General features: G+C 66.4%; 17 protein-coding genes. 14 read left to right on the forward strand and 3 right to left on the reverse strand.

Annotated features, from left to right (window positions below; all coding sequences use genetic code 11):
• Positions 1–205: 205 nt before the first annotated feature.
• Entirely contained in the window at positions 206–1,960 is a 1,755-nt protein-coding gene (gene lpdA, locus WS78_RS06440) for a dihydrolipoyl dehydrogenase (protein ID WP_059577161.1), read from the forward strand.
• 178 nt (positions 1,961–2,138) lie between these two features.
• Here the strand turns inward: lpdA and WS78_RS06445 are convergent, their stop codons facing one another.
• Positions 2,139–2,717, reverse strand: coding sequence for a phasin family protein (locus tag WS78_RS06445; protein WP_038748848.1), 579 nt, complete (start codon positions 2,715–2,717; stop codon positions 2,139–2,141).
• A 661-nt stretch (positions 2,718–3,378) separates the two neighbouring features.
• On the opposite strand from WS78_RS06445, the gene pbpG reads away from it, so the two are divergent.
• Entirely contained in the window at positions 3,379–4,500 is a 1,122-nt protein-coding gene (gene pbpG / locus WS78_RS06455) for a D-alanyl-D-alanine endopeptidase (RefSeq protein WP_038748814.1), read from the forward strand.
• 121 nt (positions 4,501–4,621) lie between these two features.
• Here the strand turns inward: pbpG and WS78_RS06460 are convergent, their stop codons facing one another.
• Positions 4,622–5,434, reverse strand: coding sequence for an IclR family transcriptional regulator (locus WS78_RS06460; protein WP_038748816.1), 813 nt, complete (start codon positions 5,432–5,434; stop codon positions 4,622–4,624).
• A gap of 180 nt (positions 5,435–5,614) precedes the next feature.
• Between WS78_RS06460 and WS78_RS06470 the strand changes: the two genes are divergently transcribed.
• From WS78_RS06470 to iscX, 12 genes are all read left to right on the forward strand, one after another.
• Positions 5,615–6,337 carry a (Fe-S)-binding protein gene (locus WS78_RS06470; protein ID WP_059577167.1) on the forward strand — a complete coding sequence of 241 codons (723 nt, stop codon included), beginning with the start codon at positions 5,615–5,617 and terminating at the stop codon, positions 6,335–6,337.
• 56 nt (positions 6,338–6,393) lie between these two features.
• On the forward strand, positions 6,394–7,836 hold the full coding sequence (locus WS78_RS06475) for a lactate utilization protein B (protein WP_038748818.1): 1,443 nt from the start codon (positions 6,394–6,396) through the stop codon (positions 7,834–7,836).
• Positions 7,837–8,032: 196 nt separating this feature from the next.
• The gene (locus WS78_RS06480) at positions 8,033–8,242 is read left to right on the forward strand and encodes a hypothetical protein (protein WP_161788668.1); all 210 of its coding nucleotides are present in this window, start codon (positions 8,033–8,035) and stop codon (positions 8,240–8,242) included.
• A gap of 101 nt (positions 8,243–8,343) precedes the next feature.
• Positions 8,344–8,823, forward strand: coding sequence for a low molecular weight protein-tyrosine-phosphatase (locus WS78_RS06485; protein ID WP_059577170.1), 480 nt, complete (start codon positions 8,344–8,346; stop codon positions 8,821–8,823).
• Positions 8,824–8,927: 104 nt separating this feature from the next.
• Positions 8,928–9,467, forward strand: a complete 540-nt coding sequence (iscR, locus tag WS78_RS06490; protein ID WP_038748823.1) for a Fe-S cluster assembly transcriptional regulator IscR — start codon at positions 8,928–8,930, stop codon at positions 9,465–9,467.
• Positions 9,468–9,533: 66 nt separating this feature from the next.
• Positions 9,534–10,757 carry an IscS subfamily cysteine desulfurase gene (locus WS78_RS06495; protein ID WP_059577173.1) on the forward strand — a complete coding sequence of 408 codons (1,224 nt, stop codon included), beginning with the start codon at positions 9,534–9,536 and terminating at the stop codon, positions 10,755–10,757.
• A 65-nt stretch (positions 10,758–10,822) separates the two neighbouring features.
• The gene (gene iscU, locus WS78_RS06500; protein ID WP_059577177.1) at positions 10,823–11,236 is read left to right on the forward strand and encodes a Fe-S cluster assembly scaffold IscU; all 414 of its coding nucleotides are present in this window, start codon (positions 10,823–10,825) and stop codon (positions 11,234–11,236) included.
• A gap of 87 nt (positions 11,237–11,323) precedes the next feature.
• The gene (iscA, locus tag WS78_RS06505) at positions 11,324–11,647 is read left to right on the forward strand and encodes an iron-sulfur cluster assembly protein IscA (RefSeq protein WP_038748829.1); all 324 of its coding nucleotides are present in this window, start codon (positions 11,324–11,326) and stop codon (positions 11,645–11,647) included.
• 114 nt (positions 11,648–11,761) lie between these two features.
• A complete protein-coding gene (gene hscB, locus WS78_RS06510) occupies positions 11,762–12,289 on the forward strand; it encodes a Fe-S protein assembly co-chaperone HscB (RefSeq protein WP_038748831.1) in 528 nt (175 codons plus the stop codon).
• A gap of 56 nt (positions 12,290–12,345) precedes the next feature.
• On the forward strand, positions 12,346–14,214 hold the full coding sequence (hscA, locus tag WS78_RS06515) for a Fe-S protein assembly chaperone HscA (RefSeq protein WP_059577180.1): 1,869 nt from the start codon (positions 12,346–12,348) through the stop codon (positions 14,212–14,214).
• A gap of 92 nt (positions 14,215–14,306) precedes the next feature.
• Positions 14,307–14,648, forward strand: coding sequence for an ISC system 2Fe-2S type ferredoxin (fdx, locus tag WS78_RS06520; RefSeq protein WP_038748834.1), 342 nt, complete (start codon positions 14,307–14,309; stop codon positions 14,646–14,648).
• A gap of 17 nt (positions 14,649–14,665) precedes the next feature.
• Positions 14,666–14,875 (forward strand): Fe-S cluster assembly protein IscX, encoded by a 210-nt coding sequence (iscX, locus tag WS78_RS06525; protein ID WP_038748836.1) that lies wholly within the window; start codon positions 14,666–14,668, stop codon positions 14,873–14,875.
• A 423-nt stretch (positions 14,876–15,298) separates the two neighbouring features.
• Here iscX and WS78_RS06530 read toward each other — a convergent pair whose 3' ends face one another.
• Positions 15,299–16,012 carry a glycine zipper 2TM domain-containing protein gene (locus WS78_RS06530; protein ID WP_038748838.1) on the reverse strand — a complete coding sequence of 238 codons (714 nt, stop codon included), beginning with the start codon at positions 16,010–16,012 and terminating at the stop codon, positions 15,299–15,301.
• Between the last annotated feature and the right edge of the window lie 73 nt (positions 16,013–16,085).

Raw genomic sequence — 16,085 nt, forward strand, 5'->3', positions numbered from 1 at the left:
CGGTCTGCTGGCGTCGCTCCTGCGCGGGGCGGCGGTCACTTTTCTTTGTCTTCCAAAGAAAAGTAACCAAAAGAAAGGCGCGTCCTTGGGCGGACGGCAAAGGTGGTCCTGCCCATGCTCCCGTTCTCCAGTCAGGCCGTAGTTCAGGTTCAATTCGCGAGTTTTCCCTCCGTCTGTCAGCAGTTAATCAAGAAGGGGACGGTACATGAGTCTCATCGAAGTCAAGGTTCCGGATATCGGCGATTTCACCGGCGTCGACGTCATCGAAGTCAACGTCCAGCCCGGCGACGTGATCGAAAAGGAGCAGACGCTCCTCACGCTCGAATCGGACAAGGCGTCCATGGAAGTGCCGAGCGACGTCGCCGGCACCGTGAAGGAAATCAAGATCAAGCCGGGCGACAAAGTCTCGCGAGGCACGGTGATCGCGCTCGTCGAGGCGTCGGCCGAGGCCGCGCCGGCCAAGCCCGCCGAACCGGCGAAGCCGGCAGCGGCCGCAGCCGCACCGGCGAGCGCGCCCGCGCCGCAAGCCGGCAGCTTCGGCGGCGCCGCCGACGTCGAGTGCGACATGCTCGTGCTCGGCGCCGGCCCCGGCGGCTATTCGGCCGCGTTCCGCTCGGCCGATCTCGGCATGAAGACGGTGCTCGTCGAGCGCTATTCGACGCTCGGCGGCGTGTGTCTGAACGTCGGCTGCATTCCGTCGAAGGCGCTGCTGCACACCGCGCTCGTCGTCGAGGAGGCGCAGGCGCTCGCCGCGCACGGCATTTCGTTCGGCAAGCCGCAAGTCGATCTCGACAAGCTGCGCGACTTCAAGGGCGGCGTGGTCAAGAAGCTGACGACGGGTCTCGCCGGCATGGCGAAGGCGCGCAAGGTCGACGTGGTGACGGGCGTCGGCGCGTTCGTCGATCCGCACCACATCGAAGTGCAGACGGACGGCGGCAAGAAGATCGTCAAGTTCAAGCAGGCGATCATCGCGGCGGGCTCGCAGGCCGTGAAGCTGCCGTTCATGCCGGAGGACCCGCGCGTCGTCGATTCGACGGGCGCGCTCGAACTGCGCCAGTTGCCGAAGCGCATGCTCGTGATCGGCGGCGGCATCATCGGCCTCGAAATGGCGACGGTGTATTCGACGCTCGGCGCCGAGATCGACGTCGTCGAAATGATGGACGGCCTGATGATGGGCGCGGACCGCGATCTCGTGAAAGTCTGGGAGAAGTACAACGCGAAGCGCTTCGGCAACGTGATGCTGAAGACCAAGACGGTCGGCGCGCAAGCGAAGGACGACGGCATCTACGTGACGTTCGAGGGCGAGAAGGCGCCGGCGGAGCCGCAGCGCTACGACCTCGTGCTGGTCGCGGTCGGCCGCAGCCCGAACGGCAAGAAGATCGGCGCCGACAAGGCAGGCGTTGCGGTGACGGATCGGGGCTTCATCGACGTCGACACGCAGATGCGCACGAATGTCCCGCACATCTTCGCGATCGGCGACATCGTCGGCCAGCCGATGCTCGCGCACAAGGCGGTGCATGAAGGCCACGTGGCGGCGGAAGCCGCGCACGGCGAGAAGGCGTACTTCGACGCGCTGCAGATTCCGTCGGTGGCCTATACCGATCCGGAAGTCGCGTGGGCGGGCAAGACGGAAGATCAGTGCAAGGCCGAAGGCATCAAGTACGGCAAGGCCGTGTTCCCGTGGGCCGCGTCGGGCCGCGCGATCGCGAACGGCCGCGACGAGGGCTTCACGAAGCTGATCTTCGATGAGGAAACCCACCGCGTGATCGGCGGCGGCATCGTCGGCCTGAACGCGGGCGACCTCATCAGCGAAGTGTGTCTCGCGGTGGAGATGGGCGCGGACGCGGAAGACATCGGCAAGACGATCCATCCGCACCCGACGCTCGGCGAATCGGTCGGCATGGCGGCCGAGCTGTACGAAGGCGTCTGCACGGACTTGCCGCCGCAGCGCAAGAAGTAAGCGGCGCGGCCGTCACGCAGCGGCCGCACGAAGAAACGGCGCCTCCCCCAGCAAGGGGAGGCGCCGTTTCATTTTGCGGGGGCGCACAAGACGCCCGGCGCGGCGGACATTCTCGGCCGAGAAAAAAGCCGCGCAGATGCGCGGCTTTCCCCAAACGAGCAGATGATGCCGCCGGCGCTTACGCGGTCTTGCCGCCGGTGGTGCTGCGGCGCGACGCGGCGGCCGCGGTATTCGCCGCCTTCGTGGCGACGGCAGCGGCGGCGTTGAAGTTCGTTTCGGCGATTTCGACCGCTTGCTTCGCGGCCTTCTGCACCGTTTCGTACGTCGTGTTCGCGGCGTTGATCGCCGACTTCAGCGCGGCGACGGCGGTTTCCGAGCCGGCCGGCGCGTTCTTCGCGACGTTGTCGACGAGCGCTTGCACCTTGCGGTTCTGTTCTTCGTACTGCGCCTCAGCGACCTTCGCGAATTCGGCTTGCGTGGCCGACGCGATTTCGTACACGTGGCGGCCGTACGCGAGCACCTTCTCGGCGATCGGCTGCGTGAGGCTCGCCTGCAGCGCGAGCAGTTCCTGCGCGTCCTTCACGGACAGCGCGCGCTGCACGTTTTCCTGACTTTCAGCGAGCGTCGACTTCACCACTTGCAGATTGAGTTCGATCAGCTTTTCGACGCCTTCGAACGCCTTCGTCGTGAGGCCGAAGAGGCTTTCGATGTTAGCTTTCTGGGCAGCGGCGATTTGCTCGGGGGTCAGCAAAGACATGTTCATGCTCCTGAAGTTCGATCGGGGATCGTGAAGGAAAAGGGCACAACTTTGGGGAACAGATACCTGAAACTGCTTTGTGCAACGCAACAATGGATTCTATTTTAGGGCGCCAGAATTGAATGTCAAGTACTTTTGGTGCATTGCACAAACCTGACAATTTCTAGACAAAACAATAGTTTGCAATGTCTCGGTGGGATCGGTTTCAGCGTGTGTCCCGAGCCGGTTCGGAGGCCCGCCGCACGCACGAGAGTGCACCATCGCGACGCGAGTAAACCGATCGGAGTGACGGAACGTTTAACATTCTGGCATGTCGAAGCGGTCGCTGTTTTCGGCACGGCGGCGGGCGTCAACGCCCGCCGCCGTGCCTATCGGCGGGTCGTCCGGCCCGCTTCGCCTGTCGAATTCGTGGTTTCCCCTGCTTCAGCTTGTCCGTCGCGCCGCCGATATTCTGGTCAACCGGTGGGTGATTTGTGTGTCGCGCGCGTCGGGAGCTTCGTTTTCTTCATCGTATTTTTCGATGGAAGAGACGGGGCCGATTGGTCTGGTACGATCGATTCTTACATTTCGGTTTAACGAAGATCGGTAAGTGCCTAATATTGCTTATTTTTCAGCTTTTACTACACTTGCGGAAACCTCCCGCCGTTTTGTTCGGACCCCAATGAAAGCCCAACTGTTTGCACCGCTCAGGATGATGCAGAGCGTGGCGCTCGGCACCGCCGTTTCGGTCGCCGTCTCGCTGATGGTGGCGACGGCCGCCGTCGCGCCCGCGGACGCGTTCGCCGCCACCGCCAAGACCGCGCAGAGCGCGAAAGGCAAGAAGAGCGCGGCGAAGAAGTCACTGCGCGCCGCGTCGTCGAGCGCCGAACCGCGCGCGAAAGGCGCGCGCAAGCGCGTGACCTACGTGTCGAACGGCCGTCACCACAGCGGCGTGCGCCGCGTCGCGTTCCAGCCGCGGCCGCCGTCGGTCGGCCAGGCGTTCGGCCTGCACGACACGCCCGATTCGCTCGCGCTGCGCTCGAGCGTCGCCTACGTCGTCGACCAGAACACGTCCGAGCCGCTCTTCGACAAAAATTCGCACGCGGTCGTGCCGATCGCGTCGATCACGAAGCTGATGACCGCGATGGTCGTCCTCGATTCGAAGTCGCAGCTCACCGACGAGGTCGAAGTGACCGACGAGGATCGCGATTACGAGAAGGGCACGGGTTCGCGCCTGTCGGTGGGCTCGGTGCTGTCGCGCGAGGACATGCTGCACATCGCGCTGATGGCGTCGGAGAACCGCGCGGCGGCCGCGCTGTCGCGCTACTACCAGGGCGGCCGTCCGGCGTTCATCGCCGCGATGAACGCGAAGGCGAAGGCGCTCGGCATGTCCGACACGCATTTCGAGAACTCGACTGGGCTGTCGAGCCAGAACGTGTCGAGCGCGCGCGATCTCGTGAAGATGGTGAACGCGGCGTATCAGTACCCACTCATCCGCAAGTTCTCGACCGACCGCAGCTACGAGGTGAACACCGGCAAGCGGACGCTCGCGTACAACAGCACGAATGCGCTCGTGCGCAATCCTTCGTGGGACATCGGCCTGCAGAAGACTGGTTTCATCAACGAAGCGGGCGAGTGCCTCGTGATGCAGACGACGATTCACAGCCGTCCGATCGTGATGGTGCTGCTCGATTCGTTCGGCAAGTACTCGCGTTTCGCCGATGCGTCGCGCGTGCGCAACTGGCTCGACAACGGCGGCGGCGAGCGCCTGACGGCGGCGAACACGCCGGCGGGCGGGACCTGATCGCGGACGCGGCCGAGCGTCGCATCGCCCAGCAAAAAGCCCCGCGAATGCGGGGCTTTTTTTGTGCGCCGGCCACCGGAGGCGCGGGGCGGCCGAGCGCTGGAGCGCGATGCGCGCGCGCCTACGCCTGCTTTTGCGCCAGCGCGTCCGCTTCCCTCGCGGTTTCCGGGCGATAGCCGAGCGATTCCGAGATCGTGAGCGCCGTGCGGCTCAACTGGCCGAGCCACGCGTCCTGGAGCCGGTCGGCGGGCGCGGACAGCGACAACCCGGCGACGAGCTTGCCGGAATCGTCGTAGATGCCGGCCGCGATGCAGCGCACGCCGAGCTCGAGCTCTTCGTTATCGCGCGCGCACGCCTGCTGGCGCACGAGCGTGAGCTCGCGCTCGAGCTTCGGCAGATCGGTGATGCTGTTTTGCGTATGGCCGGCGAGGCCCGTGCGCGTTGCGTACGCGCGCACCCGCGACGTCTCGTCCGCCGCGAGGAACAGCTTGCCGACCGACGTGAGGTGCAGCGGCGCGCGGCCGCCGATCGCGCGGACGACCTGCATTCCCGAGCGCTCCGAATACGCCCGCTCGATGTAGACGATCTCGTCGCCCTGGCGCACCGACAGGTTCACGGTCTGGCCCGTCAGCCGGTGCAACTCGCGCATCGGCATCAGCGCGGCGTCGCGCACCGACAGGCGCGCCTTCACGAGATTGCCGAGCTCGAGCAGGCGCATGCCGAGCCGGTATGTACCGGGGTCGGAGCGATCGACGAGACGGCAGGTCACCATGTCGTTCAAGATCCGGTGCGCGGTGGAAGGGTGCAGTTCGGTGCGCTGCGCGAGTTCCTTCAGGCTGACCGGATCGCTGTGCGCGGCGAGCGCATCGAGGAGCCGCATCATCCGTTCGATCACCTGGATCGATGTCTTGGAATCCGGGTTCGGGTTGCTCATCGTGAGGAATCGATTGCCGCATCAAGTACCAATGCGGCGATTGTATCTCGTATAGTGAAAAAAGCGAACGGTGTTCGAGGAAGTCCTCGCTCGGCGCCGGGCATTGCGCGATTGCGGCGCAACGTTGGTCTTGCCGCGCAAACGGCGGATAATGAGCGCCGTTTTCTCGAAGGAGCGCCTATGCGAGTCGGTTTGTTCGTCACGTGTCTTGTCGACCTGATGCGGCCCGAGATCGGTTTTTCGGCGCTCAAGCTGCTGAAAGAGGCGGGCTGCGAAGTCGTCGTGCCGCCTTCGCAGACCTGCTGCGGCCAGCCCGCGTACAACTCGGGCGAGCGCGCGATCGCTCGCGATCTGGCGGAAAAGACGCTCGCCGAATTCGAGCAGTTCGACTACGTCGTCGTGCCGTCGGGCTCGTGCGGCGGGATGATCCGCGTCCATTACGGCGACCTCTTTCGCGATGATCCCGAGCTGATGGCGCGCTACGGGCGCCTGCGCACGAAAGTCTACGAACTGACCGACTTCCTCGCCAACGTCGCGCGGGTGAAGCTCGAGCCGGGCGAGTTCAAGGGGCCCGTCACGTACCACGATTCCTGTTCGGGCCTGCGCGAGCTCGGCGTGAAGGCGCAGCCGCGCGCGCTGCTCGCGCAGCGCGGCGTGGCCGTCGACGAGATGAAGGACTGCGAGCACTGTTGCGGCTTCGGCGGTACGTTCGCGGTGAAGTACGGCGACATCTCGAGCGCGATCGTCGACGAGAAATGCGCGAACGTGCGCGCGACGGGCGCGCCCGCGGTTGTGCTCGGCGATCTCGGCTGCATGCTGAACATCGAAGGGCGCCTGCGCCGCACGCGCGACCGCGATACGCGCGTGCTGCACGTCGCGCAGGTGCTCGCGGGCGACGTCTGAGCGCCGCCCCGCCGAACGAACGATCGCGACGAGAACCACGAACCTCACGAGCCGCCATGCAAGTCCAATCGATGCATTTCAAGGCGCGCGCGGGCGAAAAGCTCGCCGATGCGCGCCTGCAGGAAAATCTCAAGAGGCTGTCGACGAAATTCGTGTCGGGACGCGCGCAGGCCGTCACGCAGATCGACTTCGTCGCGACGCGCGCGGAGCTGAAGGCGCGCCGCAACCGTGCGCTCGAGCGGCTCGACGTGTGGCTCGAGATGTTCGAGCGCGAGGCGGCGCGGCGCGGGACGACCGTGCTGTACGCGGAGACGACGGCCGACGCGGCGGCGCTCGTCGCGGACATCGCGCGGCGGCACGATGTGAAGAAGGTCATCAAGACGAAGTCGATGGTGACCGAGGAGGCGAATCTGAACGCTGTGCTCGGCCGGCTGGGCGTGCAGTCGATCGAGACCGACCTCGGCGAGTACATCCTGCAGATCAACGACAACGAGCCGCCGAGCCACATCATCGCGCCCGTGTTGCACCGGGACAAGGAAGAGGTGGCCGAGCTGTTCGCGAGGACGCACGGACGGCCGCGCCTGACCGAGATTCCGGAGATGACCCGCGAGGCGCGCGAGGTGCTGCGCCCCCATTTCCTGTCGGCCGACATGGGCGTGACGGGCGGCAACTTCGTGATCGCAGAGACGGGCTCCGTCGTGCTCGTGACGAACGAGGGCAACGAAGGCATGTGCACGGTGCTGCCGCGCGTGCACGTCGCGGTGACGGGAATCGAAAAGGTGTTGCCGACGCTCGAGGATCTCGCGACCGCGATGCGCCTCCTGCCGCGCTCGGCCACCGGGCAGAAGACGTCGAACTACTTTTCGCTGCTCACGGGCGTGCGGGGAGAGGGCGACGAGGACGGGCCCGAGCATTCGTATGTCGTGCTCGTCGACGGCGGCCGCAGCGGGCTCATCGGCGGCGAGTTCCAGGAGATGCTCCGCTGCATTCGCTGCGGCGCGTGCATGAACCACTGCCCGGTTTATCAGAAGGTCGGCGGGCACGCATACGGCTGGGTGTATCCGGGGCCGATGGGCTCGGTGCTGACGCCGAGCTACGTCGGGCTCGACAAGGCGCTCGATTTGCCGCAGGCCGCGACGCTCTGCGGCGAGTGCGACAGCGTCTGTCCGGTCGGCATCCCGATTTCGGGCCTGCTGCGCAAGCTGCGCGAGAAGCAGGTCGAGCGTCACCTGCGGCCGTGGCGCGAGCGCGCGGCGCTCGCCGCGTGGGGCTTTTTCGCGCGGCGGCCCACGCTGTACGCGTTCGCGACGAAGCTCGTCGTGCGCGTGCTCGAGCGGGCGGGCGGCACGTCGGGCGGCGTCGCTGGCACGCTCGGGCGGTTCCCGTTCGCGCGCGGCTGGACCGCGACGCGCGACATCCCGGCACCAGCCGGCAGGACGTTCCGCGAGCTGTACGCGGCGTCGCGCACGCATCTCGATCCGTCGTCGTCGACACGCTGACTTGACCGTGCGCAAGCGCGGCGCGCGTGGACGGGGAACGCGTTGCGCCGCGACTGTTCATCGAGCGACAACACTGCGTTCGCTATTCGCATATTTATCTCGATAGGTGCGATCTATAGAATCTCGACATGTCAGCATTGGGGAGCGTCCCAATGCGCCAGCCGAGAGAGGTCGCATCATGAGAAAGACAATATCGATGTACTGGCCGCTTGCGATCGTCGTGCCGCTCGCCGCCGCCGCTTACCTGTACCTGTCCGGGGCCGCGCCGCAGCGCGGGCAGGCGGTCGCGCGCGATGCGTCGGCCGAGCTCGCGCGCACGGTGTCGTACGGGCTCGTCGACGACGCGTCGCAGGCGCTGCCCGCCGCGTCGCCCGTCGCGCCGCTCGCCGGCGCAAAGGCTTTGTAAGCTGCCGTGAAGCCGAATCTGGCGCAAGCGGGAATCGGTGCGCCTTTGTATAATGGCGCGCTGTCCATCCGTGCGGTTCGCCGCGATTGTCTGGTTGCGTGATGAAAAGCGTCGCGATCTGTTTCGTCTGCCTCGGCAACATTTGCCGCTCGCCCACCGCCGAAGGGGTGATGCGGCACCAGGTGGCGGCAGCGGGGCTCGACGAGACGATCGCGATCGATTCGGCCGGCACGGGCGACTGGCACGTCGGCGAGGCGCCCGATGCGCGCGCGCAGCAAGCGGCGCGCACACGGGGCTACGATCTGTCGGCGCTGCGCGCGCGGCAGATCGGCGCAGCCGATTTCGAGCGCTTCGATCTCGTGCTCGCAATGGATTCCGCCAACTTCGCCGAACTGCGCAAGCGCTGCCCGCCGCAGCATCAGGGCAAGATCCGGCTGCTGATGGAATATGCAAGCGACGCATCGGCGCGCGAAATCGCCGATCCGTACTTCGGCGGCGCGCGCGGCTTCGAGCGGGTGCTCGATCAGTGCGAGGATGCGTGCCGCGGGCTCCTCGAGCGCTTGCGCGAAACGGCGCGCTGAAGCGCCGCACATACAACCCCCTTTTAGCGGCAGGGATACTTGACTAAATTTGTCAAATATTTATACTTGACCAAAATCGTCAAGATTGCTGCCCATTCAATACCATGAGACTCACCACCAAAGGCCGTTTCGCCGTCACGGCGATGATCGACTTGGCGCTGCGCCAGGAGCAAGGCCCGGTGACGCTTGCAGGCATCAGCCAGCGCCAGCGGATTTCGCTCTCCTACCTCGAGCAGTTGTTCGGCAAGTTGCGCCGGCATGAAATCGTCGAATCGGTCCGCGGACCGGGCGGCGGCTACAACCTCGCGCGCCGCGCGCAGGACGTGACGGTCGCCGACATCATCATTGCGGTCGACGAGCCGCTCGATGCGACCCAATGCGGCGGCAAGGGCGCGTGCGAAGGCACGAAGCAGCCCGACGGCCATTGCATGACGCACGAGCTCTGGTCGACGCTGAACCAGAAGATGGTCGAATACCTCGATTCGGTATCGCTGCAGGATCTCGTCGATCAGCAGCGCGCCCGCGAAGGCACGCCCGCCGTGCTGCGCGACAAGCGCAAGCCGGAGCCCGTTGCGGCGAGCGTCGAGCCCGTGCGCTCGATTCCGCTCGGCCCGAATTCGGTCTTCAACATCGCAAGCTCATGATTGCCGCGCATTGAACGCGGCAGCACAACGAACAGTCCCCGCACGAACGCATACCCGGAGCGATAGATGAATAACGAGATCCCCCACCTGCCCATCTACATGGACTACAGCGCGACGACGCCCGTCGATCCGCGCGTCGTCGACAAGATGGTGCCGTATCTGCGCGAGCAGTTCGGCAATCCGGCGTCCCGCAGCCACGCATACGGCTGGGACGCGGAGCGCGCGGTCGAAGAGGCGCGCGAGCAGGTGGCCGCGCTCGTCAACGCCGATCCGCGAGAAATCATCTGGACCTCCGGCGCGACCGAATCCGACAACCTCGCGATCAAGGGCGCCGCGCACTTCTATCAGGGCAAGGGCAAGCACATCGTCACGATGAAGACCGAGCACAAGGCGGTGCTCGATACGTGCCGCGAGCTCGAGCGCGAAGGCTTCGAGGTGACCTATCTCGACGTGAAGGACGACGGCCTGCTGGAGCTCGACGCGCTGAAGGCCGCGCTGCGCCCGGACACGATCCTCGTGTCGGTGATGCACGTGAACAACGAGATCGGCGTGATCCAGGACATCGAGGCGATCGGCGAGATCTGCCGCGAGAAGGGCATCATCTTCCACGTCGACGCCGCGCAGGCGACGGGCAAGGTCGAGATCGACCTGGCGAAGCTGAAGGTCGACCTGATGTCGTTCTCCGCGCACAAGACCTACGGCCCGAAGGGCATCGGCGCGCTGTACGTGCGCCGCAAGCCGCGCGTGCGCATCGAGGCGCAGATGCACGGCGGCGGCCACGAGCGCGGCATGCGCTCGGGCACGCTGCCGACGCACCAGATCGTCGGCATGGGCGAGGCGTTCCGCATCGCCAAGGAGGAAATGGCGACCGAGAACGAGCGCATCCGGATGCTGCGCGACAAGCTGCTGCGCGGCCTGTCGCAAATCGAGGAGACCTACGTGAACGGCGACCTCGAGCATCGTATCCCGCACAACCTGAATATCAGCTTCAATTTCGTCGAAGGCGAGTCGCTGATCATGGCGATCAAGGACGTCGCGGTGTCGTCGGGTTCCGCGTGCACGTCGGCTTCGCTCGAGCCGTCGTACGTGCTGCGCGCGCTCGGCCGCAACGACGAGCTCGCGCACAGCTCGATCCGCTTCACGGTCGGCCGTTTCACGACGGAGCAGGAAGTCGACTACGTGATCGATCTGCTGAAGAGCAAGATCGCCAAGCTGCGCGACCTGTCGCCGCTTTGGGAAATGCATCAGGACGGCGTCGATCTGTCGACGATCGAATGGGCGGCGCACTGAGCGCAACGATATTTCCGCGGGCGATTGAGTGCCGCGCAGACGAAACGAAGCAAGGAGTTTGAATCATGTCTTACAGCAACAAGGTTCTGGATCACTACGAAAACCCGCGTAACGTCGGCTCGTTCGCGAAGGACGACGACGCGGTCGGCACCGGCATGGTTGGCGCGCCCGCGTGCGGCGACGTGATGAAGCTGCAGATCCGCGTTGGCGAGAACGGCGTGATCGAGGACGCGAAGTTCAAGACCTACGGTTGTGGTTCGGCGATCGCGTCGAGCTCGCTCGTCACCGAATGGGTGAAGGGCAAGACGCTCGACGAGGCGCTCGCGATCAAGAACACGCAGATCGCCGAAGAGCTCGCGCTGCCGCCCGTGAAGATCCACTGTTCGATCCTCGCGGAAGACGCGATCAAGGCGGCCGTTGCCGACTACAAGAAGCGCCACGACCACGAAGGCGCTGGAGACGGCAAGGCCGCCGCGTAAGCGGCGCCGCGGGTTCGACGCAGGGTCGACCGGTTTTGGGTTTAGACGCATGACGCACGAGGCTCGCTTCGTGCGACGAAGGACACTATGGCTATCACACTGACCGAAAAGGCTGCGCAGCACGTGCAGAAGTATCTGACGCGGCGCGGCAAGGGGCTGGGCCTGCGGCTCGGCGTGCGCACGACCGGCTGTTCGGGCCTCGCGTACAAGCTCGAGTATGTCGACGAGTTCGCCTCCGAGGATCAGGTGTTCGAAAGCCATGGCGTGAAGGTCTTCGTCGATCCGAAGAGCCTCGCGTACATCGACGGCACGGAGCTCGACTTCGCGCGCGAGGGATTGAACGAGGGCTTCAAGTTCAACAACCCGAACGTGAAGGACGAGTGCGGCTGCGGCGAATCGTTCCGCGTGTGACGGCATCCGCGCGAGGCGGACGAGAGGCGGCGCGGGCCGCCTTTTTAATGGGCGGCACATCGGTCGACGTCGTGCCGCAGTCGACAACGAGTTGAGCGCTACAGCTATTACGCGATGGTTTCGCTGAAAGACAGCCATTTCGATCTCTTTCACCTGCCGGTGCAATTCGCGCTCGACGAGCCTACGCTCGACGCCGCGTACCGCACCGTGCAGTCGCAGGTGCACCCGGACCGTTTCGCCGCGGCGGGCGACGCGCAAAAGCGCATCGCGATGCAATGGGCGACGCGTGCGAACGAGGCGTACCAGACACTGCGCGATCCGCTCAAGCGGGCGACGTACCTGCTGCACTTGCGCGGCGTCGACGTCGGCGCCGAGAACAACACGGCGATGGAGCCGGCGTTCCTGATGCAGCAGATGGAGTGGCGCGAGCGCATCGAGGATGCGGCGGCCGCGAAGAACGTCGGCGAGCTCGATGCGCTGCTCGCCGAATTGCGCGACGAGCGGCGCGCGCGCCTCGCGAAGCTGGGCGCGCTGCTCGACAGCGGCTCGGATCAGGGCGCGGCCGAGGCCGTGCGGCAACTGATGTTCGTCGAGCGCGTGTCGGCCGAGATCGGCGCTCAGATCGAGCGCCTCGAACACTAACCGCGCGCATTACGCACGCGATGCAAGCGGGGCTTCGGCCCCCATCGAACATACAGATGGCTTTACTGCAAATTTCCGAACCCGGCATGGCGCCCGCGCCGCATCAGCGGCGCCTCGCCGTCGGCATCGACCTCGGCACGACGAATTCGCTCGTCGCCGCGGTGCGCAACAGCATTCCGGAGGCGCTGCCCGATGACGACGGGCGCGTGCTGCTGCCGTCCGTCGTCCGCTATCTCGAGAAGGGCGGCCGCCGCATCGGCCATACCGCGAAGGAAGAGGCGGCGATCGATCCGCGCAACACGATCGTGTCGGTCAAGCGCTTCATGGGGCGCGGCAAGGCGGAGGTCGAAGGCGCGGCGAACGCGCCGTACGAATTCGTCGATGCGCCCGGCATGGTGCAGATCCGTACGGTCGACGGCGTAAAGAGCCCGGTCGAGGTGTCGGCGGAAATTCTCGCGACGCTGCGCCAGCGCGCCGAAGACACGCTCCGCGACGAGCTCGTCGGCGCGGTGATCACGGTGCCCGCGTATTTCGACGACGCGCAGCGCCAGGCGACGAAGGACGCCGCGCGGCTCGCGGGCCTGAACGTGCTGCGCCTGCTGAACGAGCCGACCGCGGCCGCGATCGCGTACGGGCTCGACAACGGCGCGGAAGGCCTCTACGCGGTCTATGACCTCGGCGGCGGCACGTTCGACCTGTCGATCCTGAAGCTCACGAAGGGTGTGTTCGAAGTGCTCGCGGCAGGCGGCGATTCGGCGCTCGGCGGCGACGATTTCGATCACGCGCTGTTCGCGCACGTGCTCGCGCAAGCGGGCATCGAGGCGGCGGCGCTCGCGCCCGAGGACGTGCGCCTGCTGCTCGACCGCGTGCGCGGCGCGAAGGAGGCGCTGTCGTTCGCGCGGGACGCGCATGTCGACGTGAAGCTGTCGACGGGCGAAAAGCTCGCGCAGACGATTACGCGCGACGCGTTCGCCGCGCTCGTCGAGCCGCTCGTGCAGCGCACGCTGACGCCGACGCGCAAGGCGCTGCGCGACGCGCAGGTGAGCGCGGCCGACATCAAGGGCGTCGTGCTCGTCGGCGGCGCGACGCGGATGCCCGTGATCCGCGACGCGGTCGCGAAGCATTTCGGCCAGCCGCCGCTCGTCAACCTCGACCCGGACCAGGTGGTCGCGCTCGGCGCGGCGATCCAGGCGGATCTGCTCGCGGGCAACCGCAGCGGCGGCGACGACTGGCTGCTGCTCGACGTGATTCCGCTGTCGCTCGGCGTGGAGACGATGGGCGGCCTCGTCGAGAAGATCATTCCGCGCAATTCGACGATTCCCGTTGCGCGCGCGCAGGAATTCACGACCTTCAAGGACGGCCAGACCGCGATGGCGATCCACGTCGTGCAGGGCGAGCGCGAGCTCGTCGCCGACTGCCGGTCGCTCGCGCGCTTCGAGCTGCGCGGCATTCCGCCGATGGCGGCGGGCGCCGCGCGAATTCGCGTGACCTATCAGGTCGACGCGGACGGCCTCCTGTCGGTGTTCGCGCGCGAGCAGCACTCCGGCGTCGAGGCGTCGGTCGTCGTGAAGCCGTCGTACGGCTTGGGCGACGACGATATCGCGCGCATGCTCGAAGACAGTTTCAAGACGGCCGAAGTCGACATGCGAGCGCGCGCGCTGCGCGAGGCGCAAGTCGAGGCGCAGCGCCTCGTCGACGCGACGGACGTGGCGCTCGCCGCCGACGGCGATTTGCTCGACGCGCACGAGCGCGCGATGGTCGACGGCCTCGTCGCGTCGCTGCGCGCGGTCGCGACGGGCGACGACGCGAACGCGATCGACGCGGCAACGAAGGCGCTCGCCGAGGGCACCGACGAATTCGCCGCGCGCCGGATGGACAAGAGCATCAAGCGGGCGCTCGCCGGCCGCAAGCTCGACGAGATCTGAATACGAACCGAGCCGCGCGGCCGACCGGCCGCCGGCGCGGCGATGGACGGCGCGGCGGCAAGCCGCGCACTGGCTGAACGAACGGAACGAACATGCCTCAACTCGTAGTACTGCCGCACGTCGAATTGTGCCCGGACGGCGCGGTGATCGACGCCGTGCCCGGCAAGAGCATCTGCGACAACCTGCTCGACAACGGCGTCGAGATCGAGCACGCGTGCGAGAAATCGTGCGCATGCACGACGTGCCATGTGATCATCCGCGAAGGCTTCAACGAGCTCGAGCCGTCCGAAGAGGACGAGGACGACCTGCTCGACAAGGCATGGGGCCTCGAGCCGACGTCGCGCCTGTCGTGCCAGGCGGTCGTGAAGGAGGGCGTGGATCTGGTCGTCGAGATTCCGAAGTACTCGATCAACCACGCGAAGGAAAATCACTGAGGCGAGGAGATTCGGCGATGAAATGGACCGATTCCCGCGAGATCGCGATCGCGCTCGCGGACAAGCATCCGGATGTCGATCCGCAGCGGATCAATTTCGTCGATCTGCGGCAATGGGTGCTGGCGCTGGACGGCTTCGACGACGATCCGAGTCATTCGGGCGAGAAGATTCTCGAGGCGATCCAGGCGCACTGGATCGACGAATCGGACTTCGACGACGAAGACTGACGCGGCGCGGGGGACTGGCGCAAGCGTGGGCCGGGTCGACGCTGGGGCTGGGCGAAAGGCCAGGCGAAGCGGCGCGATGCGGTGTGATGCGGCGCCGTCGCGCCCGGTGCGCGGGGCAGCCGCGCTCGAGGCGGAGCGCGAGATGGCGAGATGACGTGACGGCGTGCGTCTCGGCCCGCTCGATCGGCGTCGCGCGATCGCCAGCCCGGCGGCGTATGAATCGGGATAGCGGATCGGATGACGGCTCGCGGCGACGTGGGCGACGCGGCGGTCGCGAAATTTCCGGCAAGGATTCAAGGAAAAACGGCTCGTGACGCAATCACGAGCCGTTTTTTCATGGCGGGCCGACAGCGCGGCCGCGACGCCGAATCGCTCGGCTGCACGCGCATGCGGCGCGCAGCCGCTCGCGCCGCGCGGCTCGCGTCACGCGCCGACGAGCGTGCCGTTCTCGACCCGCACGCGCTGGCCTTGGCCGAACGGCGGCGGATTGTGGTACGTGAACGTGCGCGTCGAGCCGTCCTGCATCTGCACCTGGACCTGATAATCGGTTTCGCTGCGCACCTGCTTTTCGACCGCATTGCCCGCGAGGCCGCCGCCGAGCGCGCCGATGATCGTCATCGCGGTGCGGCCGTTGCCGTGGCCGAACTGGTTGCCGACCAGGCCGCCCGCGGCAGCGCCGCCGATCGCGCCGATCCCCGAGCTCGTGCCCGCCGTGCGCACCGGCACGATCGAGGCGACGGTGCCGCAAGTCGCGCAGTACGACGATTGCGGCTGCTGCGACGATTGCTGCGCATATTGCGGCGGTTGCGGCGCGGCCGCCGTGTGGTGATGGCGCGCCGGACGCGGCGCGGGCTTCGGCGCCGCTTGCGCGACCGCCTGACGTTGCGCCGCCTGCTGCTGCGCTGCTTGCGCGGCGAGGGCGGCGCTCGCGGCGGCGGCCGTGTCGACGGCCGGCTGCGACGCGATCAGCGCGGCTTGCGTCTGCGGGTTCTGCGCATCGGTGCTGCTCGCCTTCGGGAACAGCCCGGTGACGGCGGCCGTTGCGGCGAGGCTCGCGATGATGACGGCGCCCGCGGCTGTCGCGACGAGCGGATGGATGCGCTGGCGTTGTTGCGTGGTGGTGTTCTGGTTATCCATTTTCGACTCTCCGGTGTCGATCGGAGTTAGTGCTTCAGCACTTACTCCGATCCCATGCAAAGCACGTCGATCG

The organism is Burkholderia savannae (assembly GCF_001524445.2).
In the GTDB taxonomy this organism is placed as follows: Bacteria; Pseudomonadota; Gammaproteobacteria; order Burkholderiales; family Burkholderiaceae; genus Burkholderia; species Burkholderia savannae.

What these genes read in the sequence shown, in the direction of transcription:
- lpdA (WP_059577161.1), top strand. Translation starts at nt 206, where the DNA reads ATGAGTCTCATCGAAGTCAAGGTTCCGGATATCGGCGATTTCACCGGC.
- WS78_RS06445 (WP_038748848.1), bottom strand. Translation starts at nt 2,717, where the DNA reads ATGTCTTTGCTGACCCCCGAGCAAATCGCCGCTGCCCAGAAAGCTAAC.
- pbpG (WP_038748814.1), top strand. Translation starts at nt 3,379, where the DNA reads ATGAAAGCCCAACTGTTTGCACCGCTCAGGATGATGCAGAGCGTGGCG.
- WS78_RS06460 (WP_038748816.1), bottom strand. Translation starts at nt 5,434, where the DNA reads ATGAGCAACCCGAACCCGGATTCCAAGACATCGATCCAGGTGATCGAA.
- WS78_RS06470 (WP_059577167.1), top strand. Translation starts at nt 5,615, where the DNA reads ATGCGAGTCGGTTTGTTCGTCACGTGTCTTGTCGACCTGATGCGGCCC.
- WS78_RS06475 (WP_038748818.1), top strand. Translation starts at nt 6,394, where the DNA reads ATGCAAGTCCAATCGATGCATTTCAAGGCGCGCGCGGGCGAAAAGCTC.
- WS78_RS06480 (WP_161788668.1), top strand. Translation starts at nt 8,033, where the DNA reads ATGTACTGGCCGCTTGCGATCGTCGTGCCGCTCGCCGCCGCCGCTTAC.
- WS78_RS06485 (WP_059577170.1), top strand. Translation starts at nt 8,344, where the DNA reads ATGAAAAGCGTCGCGATCTGTTTCGTCTGCCTCGGCAACATTTGCCGC.
- iscR (WP_038748823.1), top strand. Translation starts at nt 8,928, where the DNA reads ATGAGACTCACCACCAAAGGCCGTTTCGCCGTCACGGCGATGATCGAC.
- WS78_RS06495 (WP_059577173.1), top strand. Translation starts at nt 9,534, where the DNA reads ATGAATAACGAGATCCCCCACCTGCCCATCTACATGGACTACAGCGCG.
- iscU (WP_059577177.1), top strand. Translation starts at nt 10,823, where the DNA reads ATGTCTTACAGCAACAAGGTTCTGGATCACTACGAAAACCCGCGTAAC.
- iscA (WP_038748829.1), top strand. Translation starts at nt 11,324, where the DNA reads ATGGCTATCACACTGACCGAAAAGGCTGCGCAGCACGTGCAGAAGTAT.
- hscB (WP_038748831.1), top strand. Translation starts at nt 11,762, where the DNA reads ATGGTTTCGCTGAAAGACAGCCATTTCGATCTCTTTCACCTGCCGGTG.
- hscA (WP_059577180.1), top strand. Translation starts at nt 12,346, where the DNA reads ATGGCTTTACTGCAAATTTCCGAACCCGGCATGGCGCCCGCGCCGCAT.
- fdx (WP_038748834.1), top strand. Translation starts at nt 14,307, where the DNA reads ATGCCTCAACTCGTAGTACTGCCGCACGTCGAATTGTGCCCGGACGGC.
- iscX (WP_038748836.1), top strand. Translation starts at nt 14,666, where the DNA reads ATGAAATGGACCGATTCCCGCGAGATCGCGATCGCGCTCGCGGACAAG.
- WS78_RS06530 (WP_038748838.1), bottom strand. Translation starts at nt 16,012, where the DNA reads ATGGATAACCAGAACACCACCACGCAACAACGCCAGCGCATCCATCCG.